This window comes from Butyricicoccus porcorum (genome assembly GCF_051246315.1).
Classification (GTDB): Bacteria; Bacillota; Clostridia; order Oscillospirales; family Butyricicoccaceae; genus Butyricicoccus_A; species Butyricicoccus_A porcorum.
In genome coordinates, this window is sequence record NZ_CP178353.1 from 1,626,043 (window position 1) to 1,641,428 (window position 15,386).

Genomic DNA, 15,386 nt, shown 5'->3' on the forward strand with positions numbered 1-15,386 from the left:
TTTCACTTATTGTCGAGTAATCGAGTTTAGTCATTCTGAGCGGACGTGGTCAATTCCATCATCTTTTGTGCATAGGTATCCCCATCAATTTCTTCATCGGCATACTGCCTCATTAGCTCATCAATTTGCTCTTTCAGTTCCTCTCTGGTCATTTCTTTCACCCTCTTACAGTTAATCATCGTTTGGTAAGTACCATCCATGTTCCCGGTGAATGCTTGGAGCATGTGGAATTTCGTCTCCCCACGCTCTTTTGCTCATTTCCTTGTCGAATCTCCACAGCAGGTTTTGAAATCTGCAGGCTTCTGAAAAATTATCACCTGAGGAGCAATACGTCAGTCTGACTTTTTCTCTTTCTGTACTCAAAGTTTCATCTTAATTTTAACACAAAGTCATTACTTTTCGCAAGATAAAAAACCAAATAAAAGTAATGACTTTTTCTTATAAATCATTATGCGGCAAGACCGTCAAAACATCCATAACGACCAACAATAAATTCAGTAACACCGTAGCGGACTATATGCTCCTCAACAACGGCGCATAGCACTGGGTAAATTTCTTCCGATGTTTCTCTATGCCCAATAAAGAAGCAGCTCTTCTGTCTCACTGAAATCATTCTCCTTTTGCTTGTGTATATCGTTAAAATTATACGATTAGAATTATTAAAAGGCAACGACAAATAAAAGTATAATTTACGAAAAACACAAGCAAAGGGGTGATGCAGGTGAAAGATATTCTCTCTGCCATAACCACATATCGAGAGGATCGGGGCTGGACGGAGTATCAGCTTGCAGAACGCTCTGGTTTGCCGCAGTCTACGATCTCCTCGTGGTACCGCAAGAATATGGTTCCCACTATTCCGTCGTTGGAAAAAATCTGCATGGCTTTTGGCATCACGCTTTCTCAGCTATTTGCAGAAGAAGATTCACCGGTTTCTTTAACCGATTCACAAAGGGAGCTCTTGAAACGATGGTCGAGATTAAGTGAAGAGCAACAAGCCGTAGTGTTTGCTTTGATTGACAAAATGTAAAAAACCGCCAGAAGCAGCATCGCATGGATGTGCCTCTGGCGGTTTTGCTTATCAATCGAAATCTGACTGTGGTATCTCCGTGACGATTCGTAAGTATTTTTCTGGATCACCATTCAAAATCAATTCCGCATAGGACAGCGGGTCGTTGTAAATAAGCCAATCCAGTTCAGAACGCTGGAAACGGCTATTCGCAACCTCAGCCTCAACATCGGTGCAGTTAATGGAAATCATGCTGCCGTCAGAATATCTTAGTTCAACGCAGCCGGTATCCATGTTAAATTCACAAGAAAGTAATGTTTTCATAATGCTATCCTCCAATATAAGCTCTGTTAACAAGAAAAACTCCTGCCTAATTCCTGTTAGGAATCAGACGGGAGTTTCGTATGCACCCGAAAACCGTCAGCTAACAGTTGATAAGCGATTTAGTTCCTTATCACTGTTAAGCCAACCGATTCAGGACTTTTTTTATGCTTCATCCGGTGTATAGAGTGTGCTGCAAAACAGCTCATAAATGTCCGGCAGCTTCTTTTTGAGCGATACCGGACGTCCGTTTTGTCCGACAAAGCAGTGGCTCGTTGTGCCGGTCCCACACAGATGCCCGGTTTTGACATCATAGAATTCATAGGCAACCGCCATGCGCACCTGTGAGACTGCTGTCACGCGCACCTCGATGCGGCAGGTCTGTCCAAAGTGCATCATTTCTTTATAGTCACAGCTGACAGACAGCACAGGGATGGAAATGCCATCATGTTCCATCCGGTCATAGCCATAGCCGAGCTGCTCCATCATTGCGGTACGAGCTTCCTCCATCCAGCGGATATAATTGGAGTGATGTACGATGCGCATACCATCGGTTTCATAATACTGTATGCGGTGTTGATAGGAAAATATTTTGTCCATGTGATCCCTTCCTGCTTTTTTGCTTTCTTTAGCATACACTTTTTCTGGAAAAAAGAACAGAGGAATGGAAGAACTTTTTTGATTCGACCGGTTTTTTTCCACACTTATGAGAAAATGTGTATGAGTTTTCGGGTAATTTGAGAAAATACTTTGTTTATAATTTACAAATGCGCGGAAACATATTATAATATAGCAAACGGTGTGAATCGACCTTCCGCGTTCTGTAGATAAAAACTGAGGGCTTTAGCAGAACGCAGGCAATTGATAATAAGGAGAGAATGTCACATGGAGAAGAAAAAGAGTACGAGAAAGCGCCCGGTACAGAAGGCAGAACAGCCGGCTGCACAGGTTCCATTTATCACGGAATTTGACCAGTATCTGTTCGGCCAGGGCGTTCATTATGAAATTTATAAAAAAATGGGCGCACATGCCGCGGAAAAGGATGGCGAGAAGGGCGTTTATTTTGCTGTCTGGGCACCAAATGCGAAAAGTGTCTGCCTGACCGGTGATTTCAACGGCTGGGATCCGGAGGCAACCCCGATGGAACGACTTGAGCCGCTCGGCATTTATGAAATCTTCGTGCCGGGCATGCAGGAAGGTGACCTGTATAAATACGCTGTTACCGGGCAGGAAGGCAAAACTGTCCTGAAATCCGATCCGTATGGCTTCAGCGCAGAACTGCGTCCGGGTACGGCTTCCAAGGTTGCCTCGATTGATGGCTTCAAGTGGGCAGATACCCGCTGGATGGAAGCGCTCAAGACCTTCCAGTTCAAGAAGGAACCGATGGCGATTTATGAACTTCATCCGGGCTCCTGGAAGAAGCATGAGCCGAAGGATGAGGATGACCCGGGATATTACAATTTCCGTGAGCTGGCACCTGAGCTGGTCGCCTATCTCAAAAAAATGGGCTATACCCATGTCGAGCTGATCGGTGTTGCCGAGCATCCGTTCGATGGCTCCTGGGGCTATCAGGTTACCGGCTATTATGCGCCGACCTCCCGCTATGGTACACCGAAAGATTTCATGTACTTTGTCAACTACTTACACAAGAATAAAATCGGTGTCATTCTCGACTGGGTTCCGGCACATTTCCCGCGCGATGAGCACGGCCTTGCCAATTTCGACGGTTATCCGCTGTATGAATATGGCGACCCGAAGAAGGGCGAACACCCGGACTGGGGTACTAAGATTTTTGATTACGGGCGCAATGAAATCAAGAACTTCCTGATTGCCAATGCACTGTATTGGCTGACGGAATATCATGTTGACGGTCTGCGCATTGACGCCGTTGCATCAATGCTGTATCTCGACTACGGCAAGCAGGATGGACAGTGGATTGCAAACCAGTATGGTGAGAACAAGAACCTGGAAGCAATTGAGTTCTTCCGCCACCTCAATTCCATCGTACATCAGCGCCGCCCAGGTGCAGTTATGATTGCGGAGGAATCCACCGCATGGCCGCAGGTCACCGGTTCCCCAGTTGACGGTGGACTTGGCTTCGACCTCAAGTGGAACATGGGCTGGATGAATGACTTCCTGGAATATCAGAAGTGTGACCCGTATTTCCGCAAGTACAACCACAACAAGATGACATTCTCGATGACGTATGCGTACAGCGAGAACTATGTCCTTGTTATTTCGCACGACGAGGTTGTTCACCTGAAGGGTTCGATGATCGAGAAAATGCCGGGCAATGAGGATCAGAAATTTGCAAACCTCAAGGCGGCATATGCATTCATGCTCGGCCATCCGGGCAAAAAACTGCTGTTCATGGGTCAGGAATTCGGTCAGCGCCGCGAATGGAGCGAAGCGCGTGAGTTGGATTGGGATTGCCTGAAGGATCCGCGCCATCAGGGCTTGTCGGAGTTTGTCAGCCAGCTGTTGACGCTGTATCGGAAATATCCGGCGCTGTATGCGATGGATGACACATGGGATGGCTTCCAGTGGATCAATGCAAACGATGGAGATCGCAGCATTTTCAGCTTTGTTCGTTATTCTCCGTCGAAACGCAATAACCTGCTGTTTGTTGTCAACTTCACTCCGGTTGACCGTCCGGATTATCGTGTCGGTGTGCCGAAGAAAAAGCGTTATACCAAGATTCTGAGCACAAATGCGCCGGAAATTGGCGGTGCAGGCGATACGACGCCGGAGATTTACAAGTCTGAAAAGAGTGAATGTGACGGACAGCCGTTCTCGTTTGAATATCCGCTCCCGGCTTACGGTGTGGCAGTATTTAAGTTCTGATCTCTTTGTTCTCACACAGATAAACCCGGCTGGCAGGCTGTTGCCAGCTGGCAACTTGTCGAAAAAGCATCGCATAAGCGATGCTTTTTTGATATAGCAAAGAAGAAATGTGATATGTCGGTAAAAGGACAGGAAAACAGAAAAGATGTGGGGATTATAAGTCTGAATATGTTCGCAGCAAGTGATGCCTTGCCGAAAAAATAGATGGGCGGTAACTTCCAGTTGAAGATATGAATTGTAGAAGATTTATGTTGCAAAGATAACGGATGATGGAGTTGCACCGATCTTTGCGCACATTGTCTGATAAGATACTTATGCATACCAAATGAAAAATGCAAAAGACCGTAACCAGACAGGCCTAGGTTCATTAGGTTTAAAATAACGAAAGATATCTGGTTGATGGATATTCAGTCTTTTTTCGCCGGTATGGCGCGCATGCTGTTGCCGCAGACCTCTGTCAGGACAACATCGATTTCGTCGCCCTGATTGCCGCAGCCGAGCGGGAGCTCGATGGCAAAATGCCAGCGGCTGTGTGCGGGCTGGCAGTCTGCGCGAGCATGCTCCAGCACGGCGGGAACAGTCTTTCCGACAAAGTCGCGCAGAAAATCACTGGTCAGTCCGAACGCAAGGGTGCGCAGCTCATCTGCGCGCTGTGCGCGCACCGTCTGCGGCACAGAATCCGGCATGGATGCGGCGGGCGTACCTGCGCGTTCGGAATAGGGGAATACATGTACAGCCGCAAACCCACAGCGGCATAGGAACTGCTTTGTCTGTGCAAATTCCTGTTCGGTTTCTCCGGGAAAGCCGGTAATCACATCGGTTGTGATCGAACTGGATGGAAATGCTTTCCGAAGGCTCTCAACACAGGCGAGGTACTGGGCGGTTGTATAGCGCCGGTGCATGCGCTTCAGTGTTGCGTCACAGCCGGACTGCAAGGACAGGTGGAAATGCAGCGCGAGGTTGGGGAAACCGCATAGCGTGTCACAAAATTCCTGTGTGACCATACGCGGCTCCAGTGAGCCGAGTCGGATGCGTACCTGTGGTACAGTGCGGCAGAGCGCCGCAGTCAGTGCAGTTAAATCCGGCTGATCCGGCAGGTCGCGTCCATAGCTTGCGATTTCAATACCGGTCACAACGATTTCCCGTACGCCGTTTTGCGCGAGTCGCTGAGCCTGTTCGACAGCTTGCGCAAGAGGGAGTGAGCGGACATGCCCGCGTGCATACGGAATGATGCAATAGGTGCAGTAGTTGTCACAGCCATCCTGTATCTTGAGCAGAGCGCGTGTATGCCCGGGCAGGACGCCTGCGGGCAGCGCCTCAAAGGTGCGCTTCTGGCGGATATCCGATACGGTACAGATTTTTTTTCGGTTCTGCACCGCCTGCTCACACAGCGTGAGCACAGCGGCGCGGTCTGCCGTGCCGCAGACAATGTCTACGCCGTCCAGCTGTGCCGCGCGTTCCGGTTCGGTCTGCGCGAAGCAGCCGCAGAGTGCGACAACGGCATCCGGATTATCCCGCTGCATTTTGTGCAGTGCGCGCAGGGTTTTGTGATCGCCGGATGATGTAACGGTGCAGGTATTTAAAATGCACACATCAGCGCCGGATTGTGCCAGTGTGTGCCCGCGCGCCTGCGCGAGCTGCGCCAGCGCCTGCGTTTCAAACTGGTTTACCTTGCAGCCGAGCGTGGCAAAGCAGAATTTCATGATAGTCCTCCGTGTATCAAGCCTGTAAACTCCCTGTGAACTTTTGGTTCCAGGCATGGATTGTTTCAAACAAAAATATTATAATAAATTTTACAAAGAGATACAATGGGGGGTACATGCAGATGATTAAGGTTCGGATTCGTCTGGACAGATTGGATGATCTGGCAGAGCTCAATGCGGCAGCAACACGCATGCCGTTTGATATTGACCTCGTATCCGGCTGGTATGTAGCAGATGCAAAGTCTATGGTAGGACTGTTCGGGTTGGATTTGTCCTCGCCGATCCGTGTGGATATCTATACAGACAGACATAGTGCGGAGCCGTTTTTGCGGTATCTCCGCCCGATGATGGTCGAACGATAGGAAAAAGTAAGACATGCTGCCTGAAGCAGAGGGCCGCCTGCGGTGCAGGCGGCTTTTTTGCGCGCAAAATCGGCATGGCGTGCCGCCGCGCCGCATATGGTTGAGGGGAAGACAAAGATGCGACAGAAGGGGCTGTGCCGGAGAGGACTGGTGTGTGAGGATGAAACGAATCTGTGTGATTGGCGCCGTGGTGTGTTGCCTTTTGGCAGTATCCGTTCCGGCGTCCGCTGCCGGGTTGGGAGAAGTCAAGGCAAAATCTGCGATCCTGACGACGGAAGACGGGCAGGTGCTGTTCGAGCAGAATGCGGACGAGGCGCTTCCACCTGCATCAGTGACAAAAATTATGACGATGCTGCTGACAATGGAGGCGGTTGACAGCGGAAAGGCGTCGCTGGATGATCTTGTAACGGCGTCGGCACATGCGGCGGAGATGGGCGGTTCGCAGATTTACCTCAAGGAAGGCGAACAAATGACGCTGGACGATATGCTCAAATCCATCGCAGTCGCGTCGGCAAATGACGCGGCAGTTGCTGTTGCAGAGCATCTGGGCGGCAGCGAGGAGACTTTTGTTTCCATGATGAATGAGCGCGCGAAGGAACTGGGCTGTACGGGTACGACGTTTGTCAATCCGAACGGATTGGATACCGATGGGGAGGAGACGCGCACGACGGCAGCTGATCTCGCCAAAATTTCCGCCGAACTTCTGCGCCATGAAAAGATTTTGGAGTATACTTCCATTTGGATGGATACCGTGCGTGACGGCGCATTTGGTCTGGCCAATACCAATAAAATGCTGCGGTTGTATGATGGTATGATCGGGCTCAAGACGGGCTATACAAGTACAGCGGGATACTGTATTTCCGCTGTTGCAGAGCGCGACGGCATGCGGTTGATTGCGGTTGTACTGGGGGAACCGGATAAGGAATCGCGCAATTCAGACATCACCGCGATGCTCAATTATGGCTTTGCCAATTATGCGATGGCAGATATTCTGGAGGACGGGCAGAAGCTGGACAGCGTGCCGGTTGAGCTGGGCATGCAGTCGTCTGTATCCGTACAGCTCGCCGATGACGCACCGATTTTGATGGAAAAGGCGGGCGCGGAAGGTCTTGAGCGGGAGATCATACAGGAGAACAGCGTGCAGGCACCGGTGAAACAGGGCGAAAAGCTGGGAGAGGTCGTGCTGCGGCGCGGAGAGGAGGAAATTGCCCGTCGGGATATTGTGGCAGCGGAAGACGTTGCGCGCAAGGGAATTTCTGCGATTTACCGCGATTTGCTCGCATATCTGCTTATGAAACGGCAGGCATTTTAAAAATTTTTTACAGGACTGTAAATCTTGCAGCGGAACCTTCGGTTTTCTTTACAAAATCCGTTGTAATTTTTTGCAATTTATGATACCATTGTAACAACCTCATAGTAGATTGGGAGGAAAACTAAAATGGTTAAATTAATTATGGCGGCTACCGGAAGCGGTAAGACCAAGAACATTATCGATCTCGTCAACGAGGCGGCAGCACAGGAGCCGGGCTCCATCGTCTGCATCGCAAAGGGCAATCAGCTGAACTTTGACATTTCTCACAAGGCTCGACTGATTAACGTTCAGGACTATAGTGTTTCAAATTACTCCTCGCTTCTTGGCTTCGTGGCCGGCATTCATGCAGGAAACTACGACATCACCAAGATCTTCATCGACAGCCTGTACAAGGTTGCATGTGATGACAAGCCGGAGGATGCGGATCAGTTCATTCTGGCTCTGGATGAGTTCTCTTCCAAGCACAGCGTAGAATTTACCGTTGCTCTGTCCGGCGACGCGGCTTCTGCCAGTGACGTGATGAAGAAGTACCTGTAATTCAATTGACCATAAAGCCCGCGGGATTGTGTATCCGGCGGGCTTTTTCTTGTTTTAGAAAATGTTTTTCAGCCCGATGGCTTCGGCACGCAACAGGTCATCCACTGCCTGCCGCAGCCCGGCCAGTTCGAGCGCGAGCTGCGTACAGTCACCTGCCTGCACGCCGGCCTGTGTGCGCGCAAAGCCCAGACGCACCTCATCGAGCAGCTTTTCACCGATGACCGCGGACAGATATGCTTCGTGCTGCTGGTAGTCGTCGTGTGCCTGCGCGGTCAGCTGTGCGGCGGTGGAAAGCTGTTCCTGTTGTGCAGCATTCTGTGCCTGCGTGAGTGTGGCGGAGATGTCGTGCACTGTGCTGGAAACGGAGGAAAGGTTATACAATCCGCCTGCGGCGACGGAAACCAGCAGCACGACGGCTGCCCAAAACCGCTTCATGATGTCCCACCGCCGCGCAGCTGGAGGAAAGCATTGCCGCAGTCATCCAATGTCAGCAGAAATACGCTGTCCAGGGAATCGGCACCCCGTTCGCGGCACAATTGGATAATTTCGTCCTCTGTCCTGTACAGCTGCCGGATATTGTAGTGAACCAGCTTCCCTTCAGACACGACAACCAGTGGCATACCCTGTTCTGTGGGCTGCATATGGAGGTCATCCGGCGTCAGCGGCTGCTGTGCAGCGCGCGGGATGACACTGAGCTGTCCGTTGGTCTCGATGATGGCATATCGCACATCCTCCATGCGTGTCACACCCGCAATGCGCAGACCTTCCAGAATGTCCTCCGGCGCGAGCCGGAGCATGCGCAGCATGTTTGTGTCAAACGTCCCATCCCGGATGACGACGCATGGATTGCCGCACAACAGCCGGCGGGCACGGCGGCTGCGACGGCACAGACAGGACAGCAGGACTTCTACTGCGAGCAGCGTCACAAGCGGGACAATGCCGCCGAGCAGCGGAACGGCGGTGTCCTGAAGCGGGATGGATGCCAGCTCGGAAACCAGAATGGTCACGGCAAATTCCGAGGTGGAAAGCTCGCCGAGCTGCCGCTTCCCGGTAAACCGCAGCCCGCCGATGACAGCGGCATAGACCAGAAGTGTGCGCAGAAAGAGCAGAAACAAGCAAAATCACCTCGCCAAAACGGATATGGATACAGTATTTCACACATTGCGCAAAAGCATGCATCCCGCGCGAAAGATTTCCTGTATCTGTCACATCTGGCAGCCAATATGAAAAAAATCGAAAAATCGGTTGACATTTTGGAAATACGAGATATAATAAATCTTACGAGATATGTAAATGCAGAGACCGGAAGGAGTAGCTTCCCCGAAGCTTTCAGAGAGCTGTCGCTTGGTGCAAGGCAGCAGGGGAGGAGAAGTGAACGTCATCCGCGAGCAGTTCGGGCGAACAGGCCTTGGCTTTAGTAACCGGAATCGGGTCAGCCTCCGTTAACGGGCAAGCATTACGTGCAGATTCTGCATCGATGCGTTGAGGTGGCCGTATTTGAGGCGGCAATAAGAGTGGTACCGCAGAGCACAGTCTTTGTCTCTTTTTCAGGAGATAAGGGCTTTTTTATTTGCCTGCATCGGGCGTCGGCGCGGAGCGCGATGGCGTTTTCCGTCCGGGCGCGCAAGATACGAAAAAATATTTCAGGAGAGATTGCTATGAAACTCAATGGTTCACAGATTCTCATTGAGACGCTGCTGGAACAGGGAACCGATACCATTTTCGGTTATCCGGGCGGCGCAGTACTCAACATTTATGACGAACTGTATAAGTATTCCGACCGCATGCACCATGTCCTGACGGCACATGAGCAGGGCGCGTCCCATGCAGCGGACGGTTATGCGCGCGCGACCGGCAAGGTTGGCGTATGCCTTGCGACCTCCGGACCGGGTGCAACCAACCTGGTCACCGGCATTGCAACGGCGTATATGGACTCCATCCCGATGGTTGCCATCACCGGCAACGTCGGCACGTCGTTCATCGGCCGCGACAGCTTCCAGGAGGTCTATATCGCGGGCATCACCATGCCGATTACCAAGCATAACTTTGTTGTCCGCAAGGTCGAGGAGCTGGCGGATACCGTTCGCCTCGCATTTGAAATTGCAATGAGCGGACGCCCGGGCCCGGTTCTGATCGATATTCCGAAGGACGTCACCGCAGCGGTCTGTGAATTTGAGCACAAGCCGGCCGTTCAGCCGCGCCCGCATCCGCAGATTCAGCACGAACAGATCAAGAAGATGGCGGATATGATTAACGCGAGTGAACGCCCGGTTATCTTCTTCGGCGGCGGTGTCATCACATCCGGTGCATCCGACCTGCTCGAACAGCTGATTCACCGCGCAGACATTCCAACATGCCATGCCATGATGGGCATCGGCGCACTCAAGTGTGACGATCCGCTGAATATGGGCATGATCGGCATGCACGGCTGGGTTTCTGCGGGCCGCGCGGTCGACAAGGCTGACCTGCTGATCGCACTCGGCACGCGTTTCTCTGACCGTGTTGCCACCAAGATGGGCGATTTCGCAACCTCGGCAAAGATTGTCCAGGTTGATATCGACCCGGCAGAGGTCAACAAAAACATTGAGGTTGACCACAACGTCATCGGCGATGCGCGCGATGTACTGGAGGCTGTTCTTCCGCTCATCGATCACGCGGATCACACTCCGTGGAAGGAGCAGATTGCAACCTGGAAGAAGCGCATGGATTATCGGCCGAAGGACGACGATTCCGTCATTCGTCCGCACCAGCTGATGAAGAAGATCAACGAGCTGCTGGATAAGGACGATATCGTTGCAACCGATGTCGGCCAGCATCAGATGTGGGCGGCACAGTTCACCGGCCGTGAAAAGCCGCGCACCTTCCTGTCCTCCGGTGGCCTCGGCACAATGGGCTATGGCTACGGTGCAGCCATCGGCGCACAGGTGGCATGCCCGAACCGAAAGGTTGTACATATCACCGGCGACGGCAGCTTCCACATGAACTTGCAGGAGATGTGCACCGCTGTCAGCTATCATCTGCCGGTTGTCACGGTCATTGTCGACAATGCTGTACTCGGCATGGTTCGCCAGTGGCAGACCTCGTTCTATGGCCACCGCTATTCCAATACCGATCCGCACAGAAAGACCGACTTCGTCAAGCTGGCAGAGGCATTCGGTGCAAAGGGAATCCGCTGCAAGACGCTGGCGGAATTTGAAGCGGCGCTGCGCGAGGCTCTGAAGGCGGACGGCCCGGTTATCATCGATGCGATTGTTGATAAGGACGAGCGTGTTCTGCCGTTCATCCCGGCAGGCCAGACCATCAACAACGTTGTGATTGACTGACGGAGGTAGTAAAATATGGAAAAATATATTATTTCAGCCCTCGTTCAGAACCATTCCGGCGTTCTGGCGCGTGTTTCCAGCCTGTTTGGACGCCGCGGCTTTAACATCGATTCGCTGACGGTATCTCCGACGACGGATCCTGAGATTTCCCGCATTACCATTGTTGTCATCGGCGATGAGTACACACTCGGTCAGGTACTCAAGCAGATGGCAAAGCTGGAAGAGTGTATCGAGGTCGTTCACATTGAAGAGGACGAGGCATTCTGCTGGGAACTGGTGTTGGTCAAAATCCGCGGCGATGTCAACGACCGCGAGGCGGTTCGTGAGCTTTGCGGCGTATACCATGCAGACGTTGTCTCTTCCAGTGATGAGACCATTATTGTCCGCATGGACGGCACACCTTCCCGCATTGACACGTTCCTGTCTGTCATCAGCAGCTTTGATATCGTGGAATCCAGCCGCACCGGCGTCACAGCTGTCCATAAGGACAAAAACAACGCCTGAGACGGATGTTATCGGCTTTCGGGCTTGATTTGTGGGCTGTATTATTTTATAATATACAAGTTAGCGGACTTTGGTTCCGCGAATTAGGAGGAAAGCAAAATGGCAACTGTTAAGATGTTTTATGATGCTGACTGCAATCTGTCGCTGCTGGACGGCAAAACCGTTGCAATCATCGGTTTCGGTTCGCAGGGTCATGCACATGCAATGAACCTGAAGGATTCCGGCGTCGATGTCGTTGTAGGTCTGCGTCCGGGTTCCCGCCACACGGCAAAGGCAGAGGGCTATGGCCTGAAGGTTATGACCCCGGCAGAGGCTGCCAAGGCCGGCGATATCATTATGATGCTGTGCCCGGATGAGAAGCAGGCTGACATCTACAAGGATGTAATCGAGCCGAATCTGGAGTCCGGCAATGTTCTGGCCTTTGCACACGGCTTCAATATTCATTATAAGCAGATCATCCCGCCGAAGGATGTCGACGTTATTATGATCGCGCCGAAGGGCCCGGGTCATACCGTTCGCAGCCAGTATGTTGAGGGTCACGGTGTTCCGTGCCTGGCATGCGTAGAGCAGGATGCATCCGGCAAGGCACTGGACATCGCGCTGGCATACGCTTCCGGTATCGGCGGCGGCCGTGCGGGCATCATCGAGTCAACCTTCCGCACCGAGACAGAGACTGACCTGTTCGGTGAGCAGGCTGTCCTGTGTGGCGGCGTCTGCGAACTGATGAAGGCTGGCTTTGAGACGCTGGTAGAAGCAGGTTATGCACCGGAGAATGCTTATTTCGAGTGCGTTCATGAGATGAAGCTGATCGTTGACCTTATCAACGAAGGCGGCTTCGCAAAGATGCGTTATTCCATCTCCGATACCGCTGAGTACGGCGATTACCGCACCGGACGCCGTATCATCACCGAGGAGACCCGCAAGGAAATGAAGCAGATCCTGCGTGAGATTCAGGACGGCACCTTTGCTTCCGAGTGGATTCAGGAGAACCGTGCGGGCGGCCGTGCGAAGTTCCTGGCTACCCGTCAGATGGAAGCTGAGTCCCAGCTGGAAGAGGTCGGCAAGGAGCTGCGCGGCATGATGTCCTGGCTGAAGAAGTAAGGATATACATACCACATCATCCAAACAGACAAACGGGGATGGGACATCAGGTCTCCGTCCCCGTTTTTTAATCGGCGGCAGCTGCCGCCTGTCAGGAGGTACTTATGGAATTGAGAAGTCATAACGTCACGCAGGGCGTGGAGCGTGTACCGCATCGTTCGCTGCTGCGTGCGACCGGCATGACCGAGGAAGAAATGAACCGCCCGATTATCGGCGTCGTTTCTGCGTACAGTGAGATCATCCCGGGTCACATCAATCTGGACAAAATTGCCAATGCAGTCAAGACTGGCGTCAGTATGGCTGGCGGTACGCCGGTTCTGGTTCCGGCCATCGGCGTATGCGACGGCATTGCAATGGGCCACATCGGCATGAAGTTTTCGCTGCCGTCCCGTGAGCTGATTGCGGACTCTGTTGAGACGCTCGCACAGGCACACCAGTTTGACGCACTTGTACTCATCCCGAACTGCGATAAGATCGTTCCGGGCATGGTCATGGCGGCAGCTCGTCTGAACATCCCGGCTATCGTCTGCTCCGGCGGCCCGATGCTGGCAGGCCATCACAATTGCGAGAATGTCTCGCTGTCCTACACGTTCGAGGCAGTCGGTGCGCGCAAGGCAAACCTGATTGACGATACTGAGCTGGCTGATATTGAGCAGCATTCCTGCCCGGGCTGCGGTTCCTGCTCCGGCATGTACACCGCAAACTCGATGAACTGCCTGTGTGAGGCAATCGGCATGGCACTGCCGGGCAACGGCACGATTCCGGCGGTTTATTCCGACCGCATCCAGCTTGCCAAGCATGCTGGCATGAAGATCATGGAGCTGCTGGAAAAGGACATCAAGCCGCGTGATATCATCACCGAAAAGTCCATCCACAACGCACTGGAATGTGAAATGGCACTGGGCTGTTCGACCAATACGGTTCTTCATTTGCTTGCCATCGCACATGAGGCAGGTCTGGAGCTGGATCTGAATAAGCTGAACGAGGTTTCTGCCTGCACGCCGAACCTGTGCCATCTGGCACCGGCAGGCCGTACCTACATTCAGGAGCTGAATGAGGCAGGCGGCATCTATGCAGTTATGAATGAGCTGTCCAAAAAGAATCTGATCGAGCTGGATCAGATCACTGCTACCGGCAAGAAGGTCGGCGAGAACATCGCACACTGCTATAACACCAATCCGGAGGTTATCCGTCCGATTGACAATCCGTACATGCAGACCGGCGGCATTGCAATTCTGTGGGGCAACATTGCCAAGGAAGGCTGTGCCGTCAAGCAGAGCGCAGTTGCACCGGAAATGATGAAGCATACCGGCCCGGCTCGTCTGTTCGACAGCGAAGAAGAGGCAATCGAAGCGATTTACGGCGGCAAGATCAACAAGGGCGATGTCGTTGTCATTCGCTATGAGGGCCCGAAGGGCGGTCCGGGTATGCGCGAAATGCTTAACCCGACCTCTGCACTGGCCGGCATGAAGCTGGATAAGGATGTTGCACTGATTACCGACGGCCGTTTCTCCGGTGCGTCCCGTGGTGCATCCATCGGCCATGTCTGCCCGGAGGCTGCGATGGGCGGTGAAATCGGCCTGCTTCAGGAAGGCGATATCATCGAGATCGACATCCCGGCGCATTCTGTCAATGCGAAGGTTTCCGATGAGGAATTTGCAAAGCGCCGTGAGACCTTCATTCCGAAGGAGCCGAAGATCAAGACCGGCTGGCTGGCACGCTATTCGCGCCTGGTCACCTCTGCGAACAAGGGTGCTGTCCTCAAGTAAGCAGGAAGCAATTGCATAGCATCCCTCGTCTGCCGCGGCAGGCGAGGGGTTTTTTAACAGGGAAATATTTTTAAAAATTATAATTTTGTATTGAAAAAAATATGTTTTATGATTATAATATAAAAAAGAAGATTATGGAAGCTGAATCGTGTAGGAAGGATGTATTATGATGAAGAAGTGAAAAAGGGGAATTTTGTGTATGTTTTGTACACTGCTTTGCTTAGCATCATCGGCATTTGCATACAGCAGAACAGCAGCTATCAATTATTCAAATCAGTATGCGCTTGATCCAAATCCGGCGTATAAGTTTTATGGAGGAGCGGACTGTACAAATTTCGTTTCACAATGCTTTTACGCAGGTGGCATGAAAAAGAGTGCGAGTTGGACTACCAGTTACAATAATGATGGTCAACAGTGTGGGACAACGAATTGGAACAAGGCCGATTCATTTAAGAATTATGTGAAGAGTTTAAACTGGAATAGATTGGGAAATTGGAGCAAAAATGGCGTTACAGGAACGTATGCATATGTAAATAATAGCGCAAAATAATAGCGCAAATCTTACATCTTCTAATATCGGAAAAGTTGTTATTTTTTATGACTG

The 15,386-nt window shown here is 51.8% G+C and carries 16 protein-coding genes and 1 other annotated feature; of the genes, 10 read left to right on the forward strand and 6 right to left on the reverse strand.

The window, feature by feature from the left end:
• Window positions 1–26 precede the first annotated feature (26 nt).
• Window positions 27–152 (reverse strand): hypothetical protein, encoded by a 126-nt coding sequence (locus ACLM7Z_RS07975; protein WP_435644834.1) that lies wholly within the window; start codon window positions 150–152, stop codon window positions 27–29.
• A gap of 563 nt (window positions 153–715) precedes the next feature.
• Between ACLM7Z_RS07975 and ACLM7Z_RS07980 the strand changes: the two genes are divergently transcribed.
• On the forward strand, window positions 716–1,027 hold the full coding sequence (locus ACLM7Z_RS07980; protein WP_087018452.1) for a helix-turn-helix domain-containing protein: 312 nt from the start codon (window positions 716–718) through the stop codon (window positions 1,025–1,027).
• Window positions 1,028–1,078: 51 nt separating this feature from the next.
• Here the strand turns inward: ACLM7Z_RS07980 and ACLM7Z_RS07985 are convergent, their stop codons facing one another.
• Window positions 1,079–1,330, reverse strand: coding sequence for a DUF6061 family protein (locus tag ACLM7Z_RS07985; protein WP_087018450.1), 252 nt, complete (start codon window positions 1,328–1,330; stop codon window positions 1,079–1,081).
• A gap of 162 nt (window positions 1,331–1,492) precedes the next feature.
• A complete protein-coding gene (locus ACLM7Z_RS07990) occupies window positions 1,493–1,927 on the reverse strand; it encodes an acyl-CoA thioesterase (protein ID WP_273349116.1) in 435 nt (144 codons plus the stop codon).
• Window positions 1,928–2,212: 285 nt separating this feature from the next.
• Between ACLM7Z_RS07990 and glgB the strand changes: the two genes are divergently transcribed.
• A complete protein-coding gene (gene glgB, locus ACLM7Z_RS07995; protein WP_435644835.1) occupies window positions 2,213–4,171 on the forward strand; it encodes a 1,4-alpha-glucan branching protein GlgB in 1,959 nt (652 codons plus the stop codon).
• Window positions 4,172–4,578: 407 nt separating this feature from the next.
• Here the strand turns inward: glgB and mtaB are convergent, their stop codons facing one another.
• Entirely contained in the window at window positions 4,579–5,874 is a 1,296-nt protein-coding gene (gene mtaB, locus ACLM7Z_RS08000) for a tRNA (N(6)-L-threonylcarbamoyladenosine(37)-C(2))-methylthiotransferase MtaB (protein ID WP_273349117.1), read from the reverse strand.
• 122 nt (window positions 5,875–5,996) lie between these two features.
• Between mtaB and ACLM7Z_RS08005 the strand changes: the two genes are divergently transcribed.
• From ACLM7Z_RS08005 to ACLM7Z_RS08015, 3 genes are all read left to right on the forward strand, one after another.
• Window positions 5,997–6,236, forward strand: a complete 240-nt coding sequence (locus ACLM7Z_RS08005; protein WP_242969801.1) for an HPr family phosphocarrier protein — start codon at window positions 5,997–5,999, stop codon at window positions 6,234–6,236.
• Window positions 6,237–6,396: 160 nt separating this feature from the next.
• Window positions 6,397–7,548: a D-alanyl-D-alanine carboxypeptidase family protein gene (locus ACLM7Z_RS08010; protein WP_435645767.1), complete on the forward strand. Its 1,152-nt coding sequence runs from the start codon at window positions 6,397–6,399 to the stop codon at window positions 7,546–7,548.
• 126 nt (window positions 7,549–7,674) lie between these two features.
• The gene (locus ACLM7Z_RS08015) at window positions 7,675–8,085 is read left to right on the forward strand and encodes a hypothetical protein (RefSeq protein WP_087018438.1); all 411 of its coding nucleotides are present in this window, start codon (window positions 7,675–7,677) and stop codon (window positions 8,083–8,085) included.
• Window positions 8,086–8,139: 54 nt separating this feature from the next.
• Here ACLM7Z_RS08015 and ACLM7Z_RS08020 read toward each other — a convergent pair whose 3' ends face one another.
• Together ACLM7Z_RS08020 and ACLM7Z_RS08025 are read right to left on the reverse strand one after the other, a co-directional pair.
• Window positions 8,140–8,520, reverse strand: coding sequence for a DUF4363 family protein (locus ACLM7Z_RS08020; RefSeq protein WP_087018436.1), 381 nt, complete (start codon window positions 8,518–8,520; stop codon window positions 8,140–8,142).
• Window positions 8,517–9,200 (reverse strand): DUF421 domain-containing protein, encoded by a 684-nt coding sequence (locus ACLM7Z_RS08025; protein ID WP_087018434.1) that lies wholly within the window; start codon window positions 9,198–9,200, stop codon window positions 8,517–8,519. Before ACLM7Z_RS08025 ends, ACLM7Z_RS08020 begins: the two co-directional genes overlap by 4 nt.
• 174 nt (window positions 9,201–9,374) lie before the next feature.
• Window positions 9,375–9,632, forward strand: a binding site (T-box leader).
• 111 nt (window positions 9,633–9,743) lie between these two features.
• On the opposite strand from ACLM7Z_RS08025, the gene ilvB reads away from it, so the two are divergent.
• From ilvB to ACLM7Z_RS08050, 5 genes are all read left to right on the forward strand, one after another.
• On the forward strand, window positions 9,744–11,408 hold the full coding sequence (gene ilvB, locus ACLM7Z_RS08030; RefSeq protein ID WP_087018433.1) for a biosynthetic-type acetolactate synthase large subunit: 1,665 nt from the start codon (window positions 9,744–9,746) through the stop codon (window positions 11,406–11,408).
• Between the two features lie 15 nt (window positions 11,409–11,423).
• A complete protein-coding gene (gene ilvN, locus ACLM7Z_RS08035) occupies window positions 11,424–11,912 on the forward strand; it encodes an acetolactate synthase small subunit (protein WP_087018431.1) in 489 nt (162 codons plus the stop codon).
• Between the two features lie 99 nt (window positions 11,913–12,011).
• The gene (gene ilvC / locus ACLM7Z_RS08040) at window positions 12,012–13,013 is read left to right on the forward strand and encodes a ketol-acid reductoisomerase (protein ID WP_394273667.1); all 1,002 of its coding nucleotides are present in this window, start codon (window positions 12,012–12,014) and stop codon (window positions 13,011–13,013) included.
• A 110-nt stretch (window positions 13,014–13,123) separates the two neighbouring features.
• Window positions 13,124–14,782, forward strand: a complete 1,659-nt coding sequence (gene ilvD, locus ACLM7Z_RS08045; RefSeq protein WP_273350304.1) for a dihydroxy-acid dehydratase — start codon at window positions 13,124–13,126, stop codon at window positions 14,780–14,782.
• Window positions 14,783–14,981: 199 nt separating this feature from the next.
• The gene (locus ACLM7Z_RS08050; RefSeq protein WP_435644836.1) at window positions 14,982–15,332 is read left to right on the forward strand and encodes an amidase domain-containing protein; all 351 of its coding nucleotides are present in this window, start codon (window positions 14,982–14,984) and stop codon (window positions 15,330–15,332) included.
• Window positions 15,333–15,386 lie beyond the last annotated feature (54 nt).

What these genes read in the sequence shown, in the direction of transcription:
- ACLM7Z_RS08010 (WP_435645767.1), top strand. Translation starts at nt 6,397, where the DNA reads ATGAAACGAATCTGTGTGATTGGCGCCGTGGTGTGTTGCCTTTTGGCA.
- glgB (WP_435644835.1), top strand. Translation starts at nt 2,213, where the DNA reads ATGGAGAAGAAAAAGAGTACGAGAAAGCGCCCGGTACAGAAGGCAGAA.
- ilvN (WP_087018431.1), top strand. Translation starts at nt 11,424, where the DNA reads ATGGAAAAATATATTATTTCAGCCCTCGTTCAGAACCATTCCGGCGTT.
- ACLM7Z_RS07985 (WP_087018450.1), bottom strand. Translation starts at nt 1,330, where the DNA reads ATGAAAACATTACTTTCTTGTGAATTTAACATGGATACCGGCTGCGTT.
- ACLM7Z_RS07975 (WP_435644834.1), bottom strand. Translation starts at nt 152, where the DNA reads ATGACCAGAGAGGAACTGAAAGAGCAAATTGATGAGCTAATGAGGCAG.
- ACLM7Z_RS07990 (WP_273349116.1), bottom strand. Translation starts at nt 1,927, where the DNA reads ATGGACAAAATATTTTCCTATCAACACCGCATACAGTATTATGAAACC.
- ACLM7Z_RS08020 (WP_087018436.1), bottom strand. Translation starts at nt 8,520, where the DNA reads ATGAAGCGGTTTTGGGCAGCCGTCGTGCTGCTGGTTTCCGTCGCCGCA.
- ilvC (WP_394273667.1), top strand. Translation starts at nt 12,012, where the DNA reads ATGGCAACTGTTAAGATGTTTTATGATGCTGACTGCAATCTGTCGCTG.
- ACLM7Z_RS08050 (WP_435644836.1), top strand. Translation starts at nt 14,982, where the DNA reads ATGTTTTGTACACTGCTTTGCTTAGCATCATCGGCATTTGCATACAGC.
- mtaB (WP_273349117.1), bottom strand. Translation starts at nt 5,874, where the DNA reads ATGAAATTCTGCTTTGCCACGCTCGGCTGCAAGGTAAACCAGTTTGAA.
- ACLM7Z_RS08005 (WP_242969801.1), top strand. Translation starts at nt 5,997, where the DNA reads ATGATTAAGGTTCGGATTCGTCTGGACAGATTGGATGATCTGGCAGAG.
- ilvB (WP_087018433.1), top strand. Translation starts at nt 9,744, where the DNA reads ATGAAACTCAATGGTTCACAGATTCTCATTGAGACGCTGCTGGAACAG.
- ACLM7Z_RS07980 (WP_087018452.1), top strand. Translation starts at nt 716, where the DNA reads ATGCAGGTGAAAGATATTCTCTCTGCCATAACCACATATCGAGAGGAT.
- ACLM7Z_RS08015 (WP_087018438.1), top strand. Translation starts at nt 7,675, where the DNA reads ATGGTTAAATTAATTATGGCGGCTACCGGAAGCGGTAAGACCAAGAAC.